The following is an 18,398-nucleotide window of genomic DNA, read 5'->3' on the forward strand; positions in this document are numbered from 1 at the left end:
TCAAGTCCTCTTTTTTAGTTGCTACAGAATTATTTGCTTTCGTTGTACAGGCGTTCAGCTTCTTCAAAGCGGTCGGTAATTTCTGCTGTTGGGGCTTTACCCATCAGACTCACCACTACAATTGCCAGCATTGAACAGATAAAGCCAGGAACGATTTCATACAGGCCAGTGTCTGCAAACAGGTTCTTCCAGAAAATAACCACGACTGCACCTATGATCATCCCCGCTAAAGCACCATTCAAGGTCATGCGTTTCCAGAGCAATGACAGGATAATCAGCGGACCAAAAGCGGCACCAAAACCTGCCCACGCATAAGCCACCAGCCCCAGAACTTTAGATTCAGGATTACCCGCCATCCAGATCGCCAGTAAGGCAATCAGTAGCACCATCAAACGGCCCACCCAGACCAGTTCTTTTTGCGAGGCATTTTTACGCAGGAAAGATTTATAGAAGTCTTCTGTCAAGGTGCTTGAACAGACCAATAACTGACAGCTTAAAGTACTCATTACTGCGGCAAGAATCGCCGCCAGAACTACACCTGCAATCCATGGGTTAAACAGGATTTTGGTCAGTTCCATAAATACGGTTTCAGGATTGGCATTCACCACGCTTGCCAGTTCTGGATGCTGCTGGAAATAAGCAATACCGAAGAAGCCGGCTGCGACTGCACCGCCCAGACACAGAATCATCCAGGTCATGCCAATACGACGTGCATTTGGAATGGATTTGACTGAATCTGCAGCCATGAAGCGCACCAGAATATGCGGCTGGCCAAAGTAACCCAGACCCCAAGCCAAGAGCGAGATAATCGCAACAAGACTGAGATCACCCAGAATATTCATTGCTTGAGGACGAGCAGCCTCCAGTGCCAAAGTCACCTGGGACATATCCGAGAACGCCATTAACGTTACGATTGGTGTCAGCAACAGGGCAAAGATCATCAGCCCCGCCTGAATGGTATCGGTCCAGCTCACAGCCAGGAAGCCACCAATAAACACATAGCTGATGGTGGCAATGGCACTGATCCAGAGCGCGGTGCTATAAGACATGTCAAACATGCTTTCGAACAGACGCGCACCTGCGACCATGCCCGAAGCACAGTAAATCGCAAAGAAAATCAGAATCACGAAAGCCGAAACAATACGCAGGATTTTCTTCTGGTCGTTAAAACGATTCGAGAAATAATCCGGCAGGGTCAGGGCATTGTGCTGAACTTCGGTATGCACCCGCAGACGGCCAGCAACCAGCAACCAGTTGAGCCAGGCACCAATAATCAGACCGATGGCAATCCACATTTCAGACAGGCCGGAAAGATAAATCGCACCGGGCAGACCCATCAGGAGCCAGCCACTCATGTCGGAAGCCCCTGCAGAAAGTGCAGTTACGAAACTCCCTAAACGTCGGCCCCCTAAGATGTAATCGGAAAAGTTGCTTGTCGCGCGATAAGCCATCAGGCCAATCACCACCATTGCGACAATATAGAAAAGAAAAGTAATTAAGGTTGGATTTAGGGAGCTCATACGGTATCCATTTTTAAGTTGGACAGTAGATCGAAACAAGGAATAAGACAGCTGCGAAAAGCTTTAATCCGAAAGCCAGGCAACATCAAATCCAGTAGATTTTAAAAATAAACGCGAAATTTAACCATAAATTCACAATTTTTGCTGAGATTTTCTTGCGCGAATAAAAATAGGCAACCCTCGGGCTGCCTATGTATAAAGTCAAAAGATAAATTAGTTAGGGCGACCCATGACACCGCGGATCGTATTTAACACATCGGCTGGAAGGACCACGGTCTTGGCATTTGGCGACTTGGCCATATCCTGCATGGCTTTAATATACTGTTCACCCAGTAAATAGGCGACCGGAATTTCATTATCACCAATGGCAGAAGTCACCATGTCAATTGCACGTTGTGAAGACTCAGCCAGAACCACTTGCGCTTCGGCATCACGACGTGAGGCTTCCAGACGGCCATCCGCTTCCAGAATCGCGGCCTGTTTTTCACCGTCAGCTTTGGTGACGGTTGCACGACGCTGACGTTCAGCAGCGGCCTGTTCTTCCATCGCAGTCTGCATGGTAATTGATGGCTTAATATCCTGAATTTCCACAGTCTTTAGGGTAATTCCCCAGTCCGAGATATCATCGGAAATACTGGATTTCAAGCGTGCCTTGATATGGTCACGTGAAGACAGGGCATCATCCAGATCCATTTCACCGACAATCGAACGCAGTGAAGTCTGTACCAGGTTCTGAATCGCCCAGGAATAGTTTTCAATCCCGTACACTGCTTTTTCTGGCGTAGTCAGGTTGATATAGGCCACGGCATTCATCAGCAAAACCGCGTTATCACGGGTAATCACTTCCTGTGAGGGAATATCCAGAACGATATCTTTAGTTGTGACTTTATAGGCGACTTCATCGACATAAGGAATGACAAAATTCAGGCCCGGATTTAGGGTGGTATGGTATTTACCCAGACGCTGTACGATCCATTTGTAGCCTTGCGGCACAATCCGCACACCTTTAAAAATGGTAATCGCAACAAAGGCCAGAAACGCGATAACAATGATAGAACCACCAGACATAGCTTATTCACCTTATTGATTTTGATAATTCGTGCTGTGAGGTTGTACGACCAGGTCATTACCCAGAATATCCACGACGCGAACGCGGTCTCCGACCTGAACTGGGTCCAGAGTTCGGCATTCCCATTCATCCGAACCTAAAACTGGCATCGGAAAGCGCACCCGGATTTGCCCATGATCCAGATTAGTCTGAATCACCATGCCCACCTGACCAATGGTCGCTTCACGCGATAGACCGGCTTTGGTCTTATCAATGGAAAGTGGCTTGATAAACTTAAACCAGAGCAGCGTACACAGAACAGAAAGTACGATCCAGGTCAGGAGCTGGGTCGTCAGTCCCATCATCGGGAACATCCAGTACAGGACGCCAACCATGATGGCACCGATCCCGAACCACAGGGCAGCAAATGCGGGCAGCAATAGTTCCGACAGAATCAGAAGAATGCCTAATACAAACCAGTGCCAAGGTTCAAGAACTAATTCCATATCGTGACCTATATCGCTAAGTATTTAATTAATCATCATCTTTATATGATTGATCTTCAATGTAGCAGATGCGGCTGCAGATGAATATAAAAAATTCATGCATCAAAATTTTGCCGGACGTGGCGGTTTAAATGCCGCGGGAGACTGCTTAAAGTTGCTAATGGCTTTTTCAATAGTACGGATTTTCAGCTGAGCAGCCTTTTCACCTTCCAGAATGGTGGCATTGCTGGCTTTCAGGTCTAAAGTACCGATATGGCCGACTTTGGGCTGAATCACCACAGTGGCCTGACTCAACTCTTCATTAATACTTTGCTGTCCCATAATGTTCAGGGTCTGATCCAGTACGCCCCACATATTCAGAGCCTTATTACCATCCGGACGGGCAGAAATATCCACGGCAATGACAATGTCTGCCCCCATATCTTTGGCGGTCTTGACCGGAATTGGACTGACCAGACCGCCGTCAACATATTTGGTGCCGCCAATCACGGCAGGCACAAACACATTCGGAATACTGCAGGACGCGCGCACTGCCTGGCCGGCATTACCTTTAATAAAATCTGCCTTGCGGCCATTGTCCAGACGAGTGGCAACTGCAGCAAAACGTATCGGGAACTGTTCAATCGGTTTGTTCGCCACATTTTTATTGACGAAATCCTGCAATTTTTGTCCGGCAATAATGCCTTGTCGGTTCAAGGTTAAATCGCGGATATCGGATTCTTTAAAGTTCAGGGCAATCTGCTGTAACTGATAAGGCGATTTGCCACTGGCATATAAGCTACCGACAAAACTGCCGGCACTGGTTCCGGTGACAATCTTCGGTTTGATGCCGTGTGATTCGAGCACTTTAATGACGCCAATATGAGCAAAACCTTTGGCACCGCCACCACCGAGGGCAATGGCGACGACAGGTTCACGGGCTTTTAGTGGCGTGGCAGGCGTAGATGTTTTAATGGCTTTGTCGCAGGCTGCAAGACTCAATCCAAGGCAGCCAATTAAGGCATAACGAGCTAATTTCATTATAAAAACTGGTGATTAAATCAACAAAATTCAGGCTATCACATCAAAAAAAGCCGTATTTGCCTAGTCTTTTTTCAAAAGCTTTTGTAACGGCTTGGCCACCCAGTCAGGATTTTTGGCCGAGAATTTACCTTGATAATGCTGATAAATCTCTTCCAGGTCGTATTCATAATCACCGGTCAGATGGTACACGCCCAGGATATGAATGGTCTTGATATCATAATCAAAGTAAAACATCACAATCGGCAAATGGGCTGCTCTGGCAATAGGATAAAAACCGCCGCGGATTTTTTTGGTGCCTTACGTGAACCTTCCGGTGCCATGCCGACCTAGATCTGCTGCGATTTTTCAATGATGTCTACAATTTGTCGGGTATGACCTTGTGGACTATCTCGGACGACCGGAACGACGCCAATCCATTCCAGAACCGGTTTTAGCGGTGTGCGAAACAGGCTGTCTTTACCAAAAATCGTAATCTGAATACCGAGACCAAGCAGCGCATTAAAACCCAGCCAGGCATCAATATTCGAGGTATGCGGAGAAATAATCGCAACAGCTTTAGGTAAGTCCGGAAATTCGCCTTCCAGACGCCAGCCTTGGGCCAAGAAAAGCTGCCTGAAAAAAGTCCGGCTCAGCTTGCTGCCGCGGGCTGGCACATGCGGCGGGAGTTGAGGGAAACGTATTTGGGTCATTGCTTCTGTCTCGTCCTGAAACTAATTTTTCTTTATTTTTTATTATATTAGACTGTTGTAAAATCCGGTTGATTGGCAAAATGTATGGCATCTTAAATGCCGTTAATGCATTTTTACCTGAAGGACTTGGTCTGCATATGCGGAATACCTATATTTTACTGTTTTCGCTGTATTGGGCACAGGGGCTTCCGGTCGGGTTTATGACGCATGCCTTGCCAGTCATTCTGCGGGCTGAAGGGGTATCGCTGGCGCATATCGGGGGCTTTGGCCTGTTAATGCTGCCTTGGTCGATTAAAATATTCTGGGCACCTTTAGTCGATCGGCATGGATCAATCGCCAAAGGTCATTACCGTAGCTGGATTATTCCCCTACAATGGCTGTCAGTTGCTGTATTGATTGGGCTCTCATTTCTACCGATTCAGGCCTTGAATCAGCCGCTGTATTTACTGCTGTTTTTTGTCCTGCTTTTGTTGATGAATGGCATTGGCGCGACGCAGGATATTGCCACCGATGCACTGGCGGTCAATATTCTGAAAAATGAACAGCAACATTGGGGCAATACCTTTCAGGTGATTGGTTCGCGTCTGGGATTTATTGTCGGAGGTGGAGCAGTATTATGGTTGCTCGATCTGCTGCAATGGCAAGCTACCTTTCTATTATTGGCCGCTCTGGTCTTTATTAATACTTTACCTATTTTACTTTTTAGAGAACCTCTGCATTCAAAAATTATCACGCCAGCTGATAAAGGACCTGCACTTAGTAATATTAAAACCTATTTTCAATACTTCTGGTCAGATATAACCTTGGCGAGGTGGCTTCTAGTTTTACTGACCTTTAAAATCGCCGATGGTTTATCCGGACCTTTATTAAAACCGTTAATGGTAGATCTCGGGCTGAGCTTTAGCCAGATTGGCCTTTATGTCACCATGCTTGGTGCATTTGCGGCACTGATTGGAGCAGGATTAGCCGGCTGGTGCCTCAAGTACTGGTCTCGCAGCTCAAGTTTGATCGTTTTCTCAATTTTAAAAATATTAAGCTTAATGGCTTATGCCTGGCTGGCTGCGCAGTATGAAACGCAAAGCAAAGTAGAGAATTGGATGATATATCTGGTCAATGCGGCCGAGGATATGGTATCCGCCATGCTATTGGTAGTCATGCTGACCTTGGTTATGCAATACAGTCGCAAGCATCTGGCAGGGACAGATTTTACCTTTCAGGTTTCACTGATGGCGACGGTAAGTGGTGGCTTATATATGTTGAGTGGGCTGTTGGGAGATTATTTAGGCTATGCAAAATATTTAACCTATATTGTCTGTATCAGCATCGTGCTTTTATTGCCTATCGTATTTTGGGGAAGAGTGAATCAACAATCGCAGTCATCATGAAATATGAATTAAAGCTGGCTGAAAAAGAAACAATCTATTTTAAAAGTATGCTTAATACATATTATAGATAAAAGTATGAGATAAAAATGATTTCAAACTGATTTGAAAGTTGTTAAATTCTTGATGTTTTCAAGTAGCTTGTTGTGTAGCTAGGGTTAAAAGTGTAAGTCCAGTCAAATACATGACATGATACGTGGGCTTTTAACTCGACATATATTGCGTGAGTCGTCTTTCGAGATCATAACCAAGCTATTTCATAATTATAGATATTCCACACGGTGTAGGTTTCAGTTGAAATCACCGAACTTCCAATGCCAATGAACATGTGTTCACTATGGAGAATTTAATGAGTCAAGTTTTAACAGGAAAGTTTTTAGCTAAAGGATTAGCAGTAGCAGTAACAACATTGATGATGGGGACTGTTGCACATGCTGAAACACAAGAGCAAAAAGAAATTAAGCAGCTGCGCCAAGAAATTGAAGCATTAAAAGCATTAGTATTACAGCAGCAACAAGTTCAGCAAACTCAAGCAGTGCAAATAGAACAAGTCAAAGCAACCCCACAACAATCAGCAGCTGCACCGAAAGCCTTAAGTACAAAATCAGATACTGAAGTGAAGCTATATGGTTTCGTTCGTGGTGATGCGAACTATATCATTGAAGGTTCAGCAGGAGACTTCTCTGACGTTGCTAAAACCAATGGTCAAACGAATGACAAGTTCGTTGCAACAGCAAAAACAACACGAATAGGTTTAGATTTTAAAACCAATGTTGAAGGTGCAGAGGTCGGTGGTAAACTTGAAAGTGATTTCGCAGGTACTAACGATTCATTCCGTATACGTCAAGCATATTTAACCTATGAGAATTGGTTAATTGGTCAAACACAATCTAACTTCTTGTCAAATCATGCACCGTTTATGATTGACTTCAGCACCAACGTTGGTGGGGGGACTACTCGTCTACCAATGGTTCGTTATGGTTTTGATTTGACACCGGCAACACAATTGTTCTTAGCGGCAGAAAAACCAAACTCAAGTGCTGAAGACATCAAATCAAGCGTACCAACATTGACTGCTAAATTGGCACACAACTTTGATGACAAAAAAGGTAATGCGTCTGCGCGTGCTTTAGTTGAAGTTTATAAAGATGAAAACATTAACAAGCGTAAAGCAGGTTGGGGTTTAGCTGCAGGTACAACCTATCAAGTGCTTGATCCTTTGAAAGCGACGCTAGATGTCAGCTATACCAAAGGTGTGAACGGTATTCTGTATGGTACCAATGCCAACAGTGCATTCGTAAATGATGAAAATGACCGTAATATTGAGCAAAATGAAATTTGGGCGGTACAAACGGGCTTAACCTACAGCATTCTACCTAACTTAAAAACATCAATAGGTTATGGTGCATTGTTTGCTGATAAAGATTCAGACTATGCAGACCTCAATGATGTTGCAAACAAAGAGGTACAACAAGCGTGGTTAAACTTGGTGTATTCACCGGTTAAACCACTTGAGTTTGGTGTTGAGTATGTCAATGGTGAGCGTAAAGACTTTAATAATGATAAATTCAAAGATAACCGTATTGGTTTAATGAGCAAATATAGCTTCTAATTGATGATGTGAAGCTAAATAAAAAATCCCACCACTTGGTGGGATTTTTTATATCAATACTTTAGGAGAAAGGTTATTTTTAATAAAGCATAGGGAGTGGTACAGGCTTAAAATACAAATTCTAATACAGAGTTTTATTTTCCTATCAAAAAGCGGTACTTCAGCATCACTTTTTATGCTTAAAACAACAAAACTTAGTAATTTTAGGTCTAATCTACCCAGTTTCAGGCTATTACCATGACTGAAAGTTTCAATATTTTGATTTGAACATTATGACGATCCAAGCCGTTTTATTTGACCTTGACAATACCTTGACCCACCGTGATCTGACTGCACAGGCCTATAGCCGTTATCTGGCGGAATATTATGCTCCAGCATTGGCACAGGCCGATTCAGATAAAATTATCGAGATTGTAAGACGCATTGATAATGGCGGTTATCCTAAAAAGGAACTGCTGACGCATGGCAGTATTGGTGCTTCGGCTGCCTATGCCTTATTGCAGGAATTGTCCTGGTTAAATCCCCCAACCATAGATGAACTGGCCCATTTCTGGTTTAGCCAGTTTGGCCGTTTCGCCGTAGAAATGCCGGCAGCAGAGCAAGTATTAACGCAGCTGAAAGATGAGGGTTATCAGCTCGCCATTGTTTCCAATGGCGGACATGACACCCGTTTGAATACGATTCGGGGTTTGGGTATTGAAAATTATTTTGATGAAATTATCAGTTCAGGACTGGTGGGCTTTAACAAACCACAGCCGGAAATATTCCAGATCACTGCAGAGCGTCTAGGCGTGCAGCCTTCACAGTGCCTGTATATTGGCGACCATCCAATTAATGATGTACAAGGAGCTACAGAGGCCGGAATGCATGCATTATGGATGCAAGGCTTTCATGCAGATGCTGAACATATCCAATATAAAATTCAGCAACTGCCGGAAATTTTTGCCCATTTGCAGTTACTGAATCAGGCTTAAGTGATTCTTAAACAGTCAATCGTTTCGGCCCATTGCGAAGAATCACAGCGCGGACATTGCTGGTCGGCATGCGAAAGGGTTTGTACCTGTCCACAGTAAATGCAGGCATATAATTGCCCGGCCTTGACCTGTTGGACAATAGAGCAGGTTTTAGGAAAAAGTGGCAGCCCAGGCCGAACCTCATCCGATTTGAAAAACAGGATACTGAACTTACCGTCAGTTTCCAGTAAACCGGTGCGTACCTGACCGAGATGTTCTACGCCTTGCTGGCGCATTTCGGCAAAGAATTCATCATGGGACATTTTACCTTTTTTAATCTCTTCAACGACCAGCACGCCATCTTCTACGATATAAATCGGTTTACCTTCCAATAGGTCTTCAAACCATTGATATTTCATCATGAGCCAGGTGGTCAGGCGATACATGATAATAATCACCGACATCACCAGGACTGCCTGAATCAGAGGAATATCTTCGGTAAACATCGGGTCGCCGGCAATCGAACCCAAGCTCAAAATGATAGCGACTTCGAAGATGGAAAGCTGACGTACCCCGCGTTTTCCGGTCAGGCGCAGAAACAGGATAATCATCGTATACATCAGGGCACAACGCAGCAAAATTTCTGCAGTAAACTCCCAGGTGGTGTCATGTATAAATATCGTGGCCCAGTCCATTTAAATTCTTTATCCTCATTTTGCTCTTTGGCTCGAGTCTAGCAATATCAGTATTTTATTTGCTGCTGTGTTTATGTAAGTTTATGAATCAAGACAGATTCTATTTAAAAAAGAAGCTTGAGCTTAAAAATCTAGCTATTCAATTTATTCAAAATAAGATAGAGATTTCATGTAAATAATGCATAAAAAATCAGCAGATTAAATTTGAAGAAGATCACATTCTCTGCTGTCTATTTTTAAATCTATAAAAGTATTATCCATTTGAAATCTACCAATATATATTCTGAATAATGTGTTTTGAAGAACTAGGAGTGTTTAGAAATTTGTAAGCAAATCACTTCATCTCTATAAAAATCTGTAGTTTGTGGCCTGAAAAATAGAGTGATTACACCAGGTTAATAAACTGTTTTTAAATTAAAAATTGTGATTTTGACTTCCAACAAGGGATGTATTGTGAAAAGAATATTCACGCTTTTAACGGTTATGGGTTTAAGTACAGCGGTCTGGGCAGATGCGGATTGGGATTATACTCAGCCTGAGCAATGGTCGACTTTGAGCCAGAAATATTCGGCCTGTAATGGTCTGAACCAGTCGCCAATCAATATTGAGCGAACAGTGAAAGCAGAACTGGAACCGCTCAAGTTCAGCTATAACACCATGATTCATGCGATCGAAAATAAAGGTCATACTGTCCAGGTGGATTTTGCGCAAGGTGGTGAATTGCAGCTGGATGGCGATACCTTTGTACTGAAGCAGTTTCATTTGCATAGTCCAAGTGAAAACCTGATTAAAGGCAAAAGCTATCCACTGGAAATCCACTTTGTCCATGCCAATGCCAAAGGTGAGCTGGCTGTCGTGGGGATGATGTTCGAGCAGGGCGCAGAAAGCCAGATGCTCAAACGCATGTGGAACCGTTTACCGAAAAAGCAGGGTGAGAAAGTGGTTTTGAAAACGCCACAAAATGTGAATCAGATGTTGCCTAAGAATCTGGATTATTATCGCTTTAGCGGCTCGCTGACCACACCTCCGTGTTCGGAAGGGGTACGCTGGCTGATTCTGAAAGATATTCAGCAGGCTTCTGCCAAGCAGATTTCGGAATTTGCCAAATTGATGGGACATCCCAATAACCGTCCGGTGCAGTCATTGAATGGCCGTGTAGTGCTGGAATAATCAATATGAGAGCGAAAAAGCAGACTTTGGTCTGCTTTTTTTAATTCTGATACAAATTTTGAAAGGGCACACTGAAAAGAACTATGTGGCGAAAGCTGAAAGAATTACTATAAGATAGTATTTCCTATTGGTCTTTCCGCTGCCATGCTCTTTGACTTGAAAACCATGATTCAGCCGTTCACAGCGCTTTCGCCACAGCAGAAGAAGCTGGATCATCTGATTGATAAAATCGAGCAACAGAAACAGGAATTAGAACAATGGCAACAGGCTGAAGAAGATCTGCAGCAATATACCCATAAAACATTTATGCCGGTCTATCATGAATTGCATGGCGTACTGTTCAAGCAGCTGGAACAGCTCTGGAAGCACCTGCAGGAAACTACATTTTCCAAGGTAGAACTGGTGGTGCTGGATGAAAAGATTCAGTACCTTGCAAATTATCTAAAAGACTCTCAGGCAATGTCGGTGCAACAAGCCCATAAGGTGAATGAAATCTTCACTTACTATCAGCAACGTGCCGAACATGCCCAATTCAGAAAAAGTCAAAAGAAAATAAATGAACTGGAAACATTCTTTAAGAGTGAGAATGGCTCAGATCTTGCAGATGTAGAAGTATTTGAAGTATGGCAATCAGATCATTTTCAGCAGGTACGTGAGCAAGCCAAGTTAAAACGTCAGCAGGAAAAACAGGAGCAGGCAGCAGCGATGGCAGAGCAGTCATTGAAAACCGTATATTTAAAAATTGCTGCCATCATTCACCCTGACCGTGAAGTGAATGATGTCAAAAAAATCAAGAAAACTGAATTATTGCAACGTGCCAATGAGGCTTATGCAGAGCAGGACCTGTTTACGTTACTGAGAATGCAACTGCAGATTGAACAAGATCAGGATGTTTCAAAAAAAGGTTTAAGTGCGGAGCAACTCAAGTTTTATCAACTGGCTTTGGAGGCACAGAGCCAGAAATTACAAGAGCAGATTGATGCCTTGATCAATCGATTGGTCTGGTCATCGAAAACCAGAATTGCAGTAAAAAAGTCGAAAGGGAAAGTTCAAATTGCTGACCTGTATAAGCAGATTGATGAAGATACTTCAGCCATCAAACAGCAGATTAAAGTAGAAAAAGAACGCCTGATGTATATCAAGAAGGTGAGTGGCTTAGAGATGTTTTTAAGGCATGGGATGCTTTAATCCCTTATTCGCATAATAACTCTAGATGTAATAATGAAAATTCCCTCTCCTTGTAGGAGATGAGCATCCTCAGAATATATTCTGAGTGCGCAAGGGTGAGGGCTATTTTAAGATTCACCTCTCCCTAATCCTCTCCCAGAGGGAGAGGGAGTCGTAACTGATTAGATGCCATCAATTAATTTAATAATGAACGTTCCCTCTCCTTTTAGGAGAGGGCTAGGGAGAGGTTATAAAATTTGATAATCTAAAGAAAATAATAAAAACATAAGCCTATGAATAAAAAATTCGATCCCCAACTATTACAATTTGCCAAATCCATGCGCCACACCGCCACCGATGCTGAAAACTTGATGTGGCAAGTCTTACGTGCCAAGCGTTTTATGAATCTGAAATTTCGTCGTCAGCATGTGATTGAGCCGTATATTATGGATTTTTACTGTCATGAAATTGGTTTGGTCATTGAGTTGGATGGTAGTCAGCATGGAGCGGATGATGCGATTGAATATGATGCTGAACGGACTCAGTTTTTAGAGGCTTTGGGTTTAACGGTGGTGCGGTATTGGAATCATGATGTTTTAGGAAGGACGGATGTGGTGTTGGAGGATTTGTGGAAGGTGTGTACTGAGTTGAAAGAGAAGAAATAATGAAAGCTCCTTCTCCCTGTGGGAGAAGGCGGGGGATGAGGGTTTCTATAAAATTAAAAACACCTCTCCCTAACCCTCTCCTAGAAGGAGAGGGAATTCCATTGTGAAATGCATGCAGGTATTAAATCAAGTGACTCTCCCTACGGGATAGGGGTGGGGGGAGAGTTTATAAAAAATAGCGTGATTGAAGTTTTTGAAAATGATATAAAACAAATAATTAAGCATATAATCTGATAATTTGAGGGTCTAATCAATTCTAAAGTTGAAATTAAAACTAAAGAAGATCATGGTTTATGGTATGACAATAATATTGATCCGTATAAAGGATTAGCTGAAATTATTGCAGTTACTTTAAAGAATTCATTAATTTCACAAAAAATTAGTTTCGTTGATGTTCCATATCGCCATAAAACTAAGAAAAGTTTTCTCAAAAAAATTGAGGATAAGCTTTCAAAAAAGGACTACAGTCCAACATCAATGACAGATTTAGCTGGTATTCGAGTTATCACTTTAATTGAAGCGGATGTTCAGAAGGTCTGTGATCTTATTTCATCAATGTTTAATGTGCATACTGCTGATAGTGTTAACAAGTCAGAAAATTTAGGTGAGGAAAAAGTTGGTTATCGTTCTGTTCATTTCGTATGTGATGTTGGGAATGCAAGAGCTAATATGCCTGAATTCTCGTCATATAAAGGCTTATGTTTTGAAATTCAAGTAAGAACAGCATTAGAACATGCATGGGCTGAGATTGAACATGATAGAGGTTATAAGCTGGGCGGAAAATTACCTTCACATTTAAATCGGCGATTTAAGTTACTTTCTGGCTTATTAGAGTCAGCTGATTTAGAGTTTAATCGCTTGACAGTTGAAATTGAAGAATATGCTAAACAGTTAAATGAAAGCATTAAAAAAGACAAACTGAATTATGAGTTAACTAGTATTGGCTTAAAAACTTTATTGGATGATAAATACACATCACTTATTGAAAAAGAGAGTATTAACGTTTTAGATATTAATGGGATCACAAAACAATTAAATAATTTTGGGATAACTAATCTTGAAGAATTAGATAGTTTAATTACAGAGTATACAGAAAAATATAATTTTGATGCGTATGACACACCTTTAAGTTTTTTTACAATTTTAATGTTTCTGATTGATATTGAAAAATATTTCAAAAGCGTATATGTGGTGTTAAACCATTCAATGGAATATGCTTCCTGAACAGCATATTGAATTTTTAGAGCAAAGATATGAAAGACAAGAGCTAGAAAAGATTTTTGAAGAATATAATATTAAAATATTGGATGTCGATATTGAAGCTGCATAAAAAAATCCCCTCATTCGAGGGGATTTTTTGAATCAAACTAACAACACATTAAAGCGCTGCAATTTGCTCCATATTTGCTTTAATCTTCGCTAACTGATCAGCAAACTCAGCAAGTTTCACTTTCTCGCCTTCAACCACAGCCGCAGGTGCTTTCGCCACAAAACCTTCATTGCTAAGTTTAGTGGCAATTTGGTCATGTTGCTTTTGAACCTTGTCTAAGTCTTTTTGTAGACGACCTAATTCCGCTTTAGGGTCAATTAAGCCCTTCATTGGCACATATACAGATACGTGACCGACTACAGAAGATGAAGACAATGGTGGTTGTTCGCCATCAGCCAAGAAGGTAATGCTTTCAACTTTAGCCAATGCTTTGAACAACGGTTCAATACGTGCAATCTGCGCTTTTTCAGCATCAGTGGTATTTTGCAGCAGAACAGGCAACAAACGCGCATTACCTAGACCCATCTCGCCACGGATATTACGTACCGCACCAATCAAACCTTGCAGCCATTGCATATCTGCTTCAGCCTGGTCATTCATCAATGCTTGCTCAGCAACAGGGTACGGCGCCAACATAATAGTTTCGCCAGTGATGCCAAGTTTCGGCGCAAGTGTTTGCCAGATTTCTTCAGTCAAGTACGGCATTAACGGATGAGCCAAACGTAAAGATGCTTCCATTACTGCAAGAAGAACACGACGTACTTCAGCTTTACGCTCTTCAGACACATTTTCATCGTTCAGAACCGGTTTGGTTAATTCAACATACCAGTCACAGTATTCATTCCAGATGAACTCATAAATCGCTTGCGCAGCCAGATCTAAACGGTAGGTTGCAAATGCTGTTTGCACCGCTTGTTCCGCTTTTTGCAGACGGCTTACGATCCATTGTTCAGGCAATTCCCAAAGGTCTTGACGTGCTTCTGAACCAATAGTTTGACCTTCGACATTCATCATCACGAAACGTGTTGCGTTCCAGATTTTATTGGCAAAGTTACGGTAACCTTCAACACGTTTCATGTCGAACTTGATGTCACGACCAGTGTTGGCAAGCGCACAGAAGGTGAAACGAACCGCGTCTGTACCGTAAGATTGAATACCTTCAGGGAATTCTTTACGGGTTGATTTTTCAATCTTCGCTGCTTGTTTCGGGTTCATCAAACCTGTTGTACGTTTTTGTACTAAGGTTTCAAGATCCACACCATCAATCAAGTCTAATGGATCAAGTACGTTACCTTTAGATTTAGACATCTTCTGACCTTCGCCATCACGTACCAAACCGTGAACGTACACGGTTTTAAACGGCACTTGTGGCGTACCATCTTCATTCTTCATGAAGTGCATGGTCAGCATGATCATGCGGGCAACCCAGAAGAAGATGATGTCAAAACCTGTCACCAGTACATCTGTTGGGTGGAATGTATTCAAGAAGTAGTTGGCTTTGTCTTTTGCTTCGTCGCCAGTCCAACCTAAGGTTGAGAATGTCCAGAGACCTGAAGAGAACCATGTATCCAATACGTCTTCGTCTTGGTTTAATTGAACATCGGCAGGGATGTTGTTTTTCGCGCGAACTTCCGCTTCATCACGACCTACATAAACATTACCTTCCGCATCGTACCAAGCAGGGATACGGTGACCCCACCACAATTGACGCGAGATACACCAGTCTTGGATGTTGTTCATCCAAGCCATATACATGTTGCTGTACTGCTCAGGAACGAACTTGATACGACCGTCTTTAACCGCTTCAATGGCAGGTTTCGCTAGCGGCGCAATCTTCACATACCATTGGTCTGTGAGTAGAGGTTCAACAATCACGCCTGAACGGTCACCGCGAGGTGGTTTCAAGGTGTATGGTTGGATCTGATCTAACCAGCCTTCAGCTTCCGCTTGTTCAACGATCTTTTTACGTGCTTCAAAACGCTCTAAACCAACATATTCGCTAGGTGCAGGAATAGTTTTAGAAATTTGCTCGCCCGCTTTCGCGATGTATTCAAACTCAGCAAGAACTTCAGCATTTTTGTTGAAGATGTTGATGATTGGCAATTCGCAACGTTTACCTACTTCATAGTCATTGAAGTCATGCGCAGGGGTGATTTTCACACAGCCTGTACCGAATTCTTTATCGACATATTCGTCTTTAACGATTGGAACCGCACGACCAGTGATTGGCAGGATGATGTTTTTGCCAACAAGCGCAGCATAACGTTCATCATCAAGTGCAACGGCAACAGCTGTATCACCAAGTAGTGTTTCAGGACGAGTGGTTGCCACAACGATGTGATCTTTACCATCGTGCGTGCGTAGTGATTTATCTTCAAAGAAGTATTTAAAGTGCCACAATGAACCTGCTTCTTCTTTATCAGACTCAACTTCTAAGTCAGACAGCGCAGTTTGTAATTTTGGATCCCAGTTCACCAAACGTTTGCCGCGGTAGATCAGACCTTCTTCGTGCAGTTTTACAAACACTTCTTTTACCGCGTTTGATAAACCATCATCCATGGTGAAGCGTTCACGTGACCAGTCAACCGAAGAACCTAGGCGACGAATTTGACGGGTAATGTTACCGCCAGACTGTTCTTTCCATTCCCAGACTTTTTCGATGAACTTTTCACGACCCAGGTCATGACGGCTAACCCCTTGTGCACCCAGCTGACGCTCAACCACCATTTGCGTTGCAATACCTGCGTGGTCAGTACCCGGTTGCCAAAGCGTATTTTTACCTGACATACGGTTAAAACGCGTCAAGGCATCCATGATGGCATTGTTAAAACCATGACCCATGTGCAGGCTACCAGTGACGTTTGGTGGCGGAATCATGATACAGAAAGATTCGCCTTTTTCAGACGGCTTAAAGTAACCACGCTCTTCCCAAGTTTGGTACCATTTTTTCTCGATCTCGGTCGGATCGTAGGTTGTCGCGATATTTTGCGCTGAGTCAGTCATAGTCTAAACAGATCAAAAGTGAATGAAAAATTGGCTCTATTGTAGCAAAAAAAATAGTGCATGCGGCAGCTTAACCAAATGCAAACTTTAGCCAATTGGCATGTATAGCAACTCATCGTATGATAGAACGATAAAAAAACGCGACTCATCGCAGCATATCAAAAAGGATAATAAGATGAGCTATAGCATTTCCCTGAAGCTTCAACCCGAAACTCATCAGCGCTTTAAAGACCTGTATTCCAGATTAAATGCGGGCGAGCGAGACAGCCTGGCCAGACCCTTAGGTGAAAATCTGGCCGATATGGCCTGTGAAATTATTGACCAGATTTTTGGTCAGGTGATGCAGCTGGCCAATTCACCGGATAGTGAGTCTGAAAAAGTGATTCAGCAGATTATGCATAACACCCGTAAATATATGCCGTGGTCGGTTTCGTTGTTTGGTAATGAGCGGTTGATGCCCATGGTGAACTATTTGCATCGCATGACCTATGAGCATCAAGGTGATGCTTTTGTTCGATATCCGGTGGAAAAATTGCTGGTGATGGAGCTGCTGGGCTGTGTTGACCAGATGAAAAATGGTAATCACCAGTATGTATCACCCGCTTTAAAAGCTTTTACTCAGGTAGTCGATCAAGGGGTGACGCATTTAATCCGGGAACCGAAAAAAATGTTGAAATTTAATGTGGTGGTCGATAAAACCTTGAATGGGGTGATTCATTTAACCACCCAGTTAGGCTATAAACGTTTTGACAAGCTCGGTAGCATCTATGATGCCGATACGATGAGTTATTATTTTGAGCATTTGCTGGCATTTCTGGAAGATGAAATGCAGCACCATATTCATTAAAACAAGGGAAAGAGGATTTCATGGCGAAAGTTGAAGACTTAAATGGAAAAGTGGTCTGGATTACCGGCGCATCTTCAGGGATTGGCAAGGCGATTGCCCAGCAATGTGCTGAACTCGGAGCCCAGGTGGTACTGACTGCACGCCGGCATGCAGAACTGGAAAATGTTCGCCAAAGTCTCACCAATGCAGATCAGCATATTTCAGTCATTGCCGATATCACAGATGAAAGTCAGGTTCGTCATGCTTATGAACAGGTTTTGCAACAAAAAGGCCGGATCGACTGGCTGATTAATAATGCTGGGCTGAGTCAACGTGCTTTGATTCAGGACACCACCATGCAGACTGAACGTGCCATTATGGAAGTGGATTATTTCTCGCAGGTGTTTCTCACCAAAATGGTATTACCGACCTTTCTGGCACAAAAAACAGGTCGTATCGTGTTTATTTCCAGTGTGGCAGGTTTGCTCGGTACCCAGTATCGCGCATCCTATTCCGCAGCCAAAGCAGCGATTCATATGTGGGCCAACAGCTTGCGTGCTGAAGTGGCTGATCAGGGCGTGCAGGTCTCGGTGATTTTCCCTGGCTTTGTTCAAACCAATGTGTCGTTTAATGCTTTAAATGGGGAAGGCAAACCGCAAGCCAAGCAGGATGAAGCGATTGAAAATGGGTTGTCAGCAGAAGATTTTGCCCGTCAAAGCGTACAAGCCTTGCAGTGTGGCGAAGAATATATTGTGATTGGTGGCAAGAAAGAAAAACTTGGCGTGCTGGTTTCACGTATTTCCCCCAAGGTGCTGTACAAAATGATTCGCAAGACCAAGGTGAAATAAGAGATTTAAAGTTTTATCAAA

15 protein-coding genes and 1 pseudogene are annotated in these 18,398 nt (G+C 42.9%); 9 read left to right on the forward strand and 7 right to left on the reverse strand.

The genetic code is table 11. The annotated features are described in order from the left end of the window. Nucleotides 1-29 precede the first annotated feature (29 nt). The 5 genes and pseudogenes from putP to NI466_RS01755 form a co-directional block, all read right to left on the reverse strand. Nucleotides 30-1,520, reverse strand: a complete 1,491-nt coding sequence (putP, locus tag NI466_RS01735) for a sodium/proline symporter PutP (protein ID WP_253172509.1) — start codon at nt 1,518-1,520, stop codon at nt 30-32. A gap of 213 nt (nt 1,521-1,733) precedes the next feature. After that, the gene (locus tag NI466_RS01740; protein ID WP_004279377.1) at nt 1,734-2,588 is read right to left on the reverse strand and encodes an SPFH domain-containing protein; all 855 of its coding nucleotides are present in this window, start codon (nt 2,586-2,588) and stop codon (nt 1,734-1,736) included. Between the two features lie 12 nt (nt 2,589-2,600). Further along, entirely contained in the window at nt 2,601-3,074 is a 474-nt protein-coding gene (locus NI466_RS01745; RefSeq protein ID WP_005104688.1) for an NfeD family protein, read from the reverse strand. Between the two features lie 102 nt (nt 3,075-3,176). After that, nucleotides 3,177-4,094, reverse strand: coding sequence for a patatin-like phospholipase family protein (locus NI466_RS01750; protein ID WP_253172510.1), 918 nt, complete (start codon nt 4,092-4,094; stop codon nt 3,177-3,179). 63 nt (nt 4,095-4,157) lie between these two features. Further along, nucleotides 4,158-4,786 (reverse strand): annotated as a pseudogene (locus NI466_RS01755) (1-acyl-sn-glycerol-3-phosphate acyltransferase). Nucleotides 4,787-4,923: 137 nt separating this feature from the next. On the opposite strand from NI466_RS01755, the gene NI466_RS01760 reads away from it, so the two are divergent. From NI466_RS01760 to NI466_RS01770, 3 genes are all read left to right on the forward strand, one after another. Next, nucleotides 4,924-6,171: an MFS transporter gene (locus NI466_RS01760; RefSeq protein ID WP_253172577.1), complete on the forward strand. Its 1,248-nt coding sequence runs from the start codon at nt 4,924-4,926 to the stop codon at nt 6,169-6,171. A gap of 346 nt (nt 6,172-6,517) precedes the next feature. Next, the gene (locus NI466_RS01765; protein ID WP_253172511.1) at nt 6,518-7,780 is read left to right on the forward strand and encodes a DcaP family trimeric outer membrane transporter; all 1,263 of its coding nucleotides are present in this window, start codon (nt 6,518-6,520) and stop codon (nt 7,778-7,780) included. Nucleotides 7,781-8,052: 272 nt separating this feature from the next. Beyond that, the gene (locus NI466_RS01770; RefSeq protein ID WP_253172512.1) at nt 8,053-8,754 is read left to right on the forward strand and encodes an HAD family hydrolase; all 702 of its coding nucleotides are present in this window, start codon (nt 8,053-8,055) and stop codon (nt 8,752-8,754) included. Here NI466_RS01770 and NI466_RS01775 read toward each other — a convergent pair. Continuing rightward, the gene (locus NI466_RS01775; protein ID WP_004646239.1) at nt 8,751-9,428 is read right to left on the reverse strand and encodes a DUF421 domain-containing protein; all 678 of its coding nucleotides are present in this window, start codon (nt 9,426-9,428) and stop codon (nt 8,751-8,753) included. The two genes, NI466_RS01770 and NI466_RS01775, sit on opposite strands and share 4 nt — an antisense overlap. Nucleotides 9,429-9,911: 483 nt before the next feature. Between NI466_RS01775 and NI466_RS01780 the strand changes: the two genes are divergently transcribed. From NI466_RS01780 to NI466_RS01795, 4 genes are all read left to right on the forward strand, one after another. Then, a complete protein-coding gene (locus NI466_RS01780; protein WP_129716612.1) occupies nt 9,912-10,598 on the forward strand; it encodes a carbonic anhydrase in 687 nt (228 codons plus the stop codon). Between the two features lie 144 nt (nt 10,599-10,742). Beyond that, nucleotides 10,743-11,786 (forward strand): molecular chaperone DnaJ, encoded by a 1,044-nt coding sequence (locus NI466_RS01785; RefSeq protein ID WP_253172513.1) that lies wholly within the window; start codon nt 10,743-10,745, stop codon nt 11,784-11,786. 272 nt (nt 11,787-12,058) lie between these two features. Beyond that, entirely contained in the window at nt 12,059-12,430 is a 372-nt protein-coding gene (locus NI466_RS01790) for an endonuclease domain-containing protein (protein WP_253172514.1), read from the forward strand. A 378-nt stretch (nt 12,431-12,808) separates the two neighbouring features. After that, entirely contained in the window at nt 12,809-13,654 is an 846-nt protein-coding gene (locus NI466_RS01795) for a GTP pyrophosphokinase (protein WP_354268380.1), read from the forward strand. A gap of 154 nt (nt 13,655-13,808) precedes the next feature. On the opposite strand, the gene NI466_RS01800 is transcribed toward NI466_RS01795, so the two are convergent. After that, nucleotides 13,809-16,703 carry a valine--tRNA ligase gene (locus NI466_RS01800; protein WP_253172515.1) on the reverse strand — a complete coding sequence of 965 codons (2,895 nt, stop codon included), beginning with the start codon at nt 16,701-16,703 and terminating at the stop codon, nt 13,809-13,811. Nucleotides 16,704-16,878: 175 nt separating this feature from the next. Here NI466_RS01800 and NI466_RS01805 point away from each other — a divergent pair, with 175 nt between their 5' ends. Beyond that, nucleotides 16,879-17,550: a hypothetical protein gene (locus NI466_RS01805; protein ID WP_253172516.1), complete on the forward strand. Its 672-nt coding sequence runs from the start codon at nt 16,879-16,881 to the stop codon at nt 17,548-17,550. A 20-nt stretch (nt 17,551-17,570) separates the two neighbouring features. Further along, nucleotides 17,571-18,377, forward strand: coding sequence for an SDR family oxidoreductase (locus NI466_RS01810; RefSeq protein WP_114541172.1), 807 nt, complete (start codon nt 17,571-17,573; stop codon nt 18,375-18,377). Nucleotides 18,378-18,398 lie beyond the last annotated feature (21 nt).

The organism is Acinetobacter lwoffii (assembly GCF_024129595.1).
GTDB classification, from domain to species: domain Bacteria; phylum Pseudomonadota; class Gammaproteobacteria; order Pseudomonadales; family Moraxellaceae; genus Acinetobacter; species Acinetobacter lwoffii_O.

Coding starts and splice junctions, on each gene's coding strand:
- putP (WP_253172509.1), bottom strand. CDS start 1,520: ATGAGCTCCCTAAATCCAACCTTAATTACTTTTCTTTTCTATATTGTC.
- NI466_RS01740 (WP_004279377.1), bottom strand. CDS start 2,588: ATGTCTGGTGGTTCTATCATTGTTATCGCGTTTCTGGCCTTTGTTGCG.
- NI466_RS01745 (WP_005104688.1), bottom strand. CDS start 3,074: ATGGAATTAGTTCTTGAACCTTGGCACTGGTTTGTATTAGGCATTCTT.
- NI466_RS01750 (WP_253172510.1), bottom strand. CDS start 4,094: ATGAAATTAGCTCGTTATGCCTTAATTGGCTGCCTTGGATTGAGTCTT.
- NI466_RS01760 (WP_253172577.1), top strand. CDS start 4,924: ATGCGGAATACCTATATTTTACTGTTTTCGCTGTATTGGGCACAGGGG.
- NI466_RS01765 (WP_253172511.1), top strand. CDS start 6,518: ATGAGTCAAGTTTTAACAGGAAAGTTTTTAGCTAAAGGATTAGCAGTA.
- NI466_RS01770 (WP_253172512.1), top strand. CDS start 8,053: ATGACGATCCAAGCCGTTTTATTTGACCTTGACAATACCTTGACCCAC.
- NI466_RS01775 (WP_004646239.1), bottom strand. CDS start 9,428: ATGGACTGGGCCACGATATTTATACATGACACCACCTGGGAGTTTACT.
- NI466_RS01780 (WP_129716612.1), top strand. CDS start 9,912: ATGGGTTTAAGTACAGCGGTCTGGGCAGATGCGGATTGGGATTATACT.
- NI466_RS01785 (WP_253172513.1), top strand. CDS start 10,743: ATGCTCTTTGACTTGAAAACCATGATTCAGCCGTTCACAGCGCTTTCG.
- NI466_RS01790 (WP_253172514.1), top strand. CDS start 12,059: ATGAATAAAAAATTCGATCCCCAACTATTACAATTTGCCAAATCCATG.
- NI466_RS01800 (WP_253172515.1), bottom strand. CDS start 16,703: ATGACTGACTCAGCGCAAAATATCGCGACAACCTACGATCCGACCGAG.
- NI466_RS01805 (WP_253172516.1), top strand. CDS start 16,879: ATGAGCTATAGCATTTCCCTGAAGCTTCAACCCGAAACTCATCAGCGC.
- NI466_RS01810 (WP_114541172.1), top strand. CDS start 17,571: ATGGCGAAAGTTGAAGACTTAAATGGAAAAGTGGTCTGGATTACCGGC.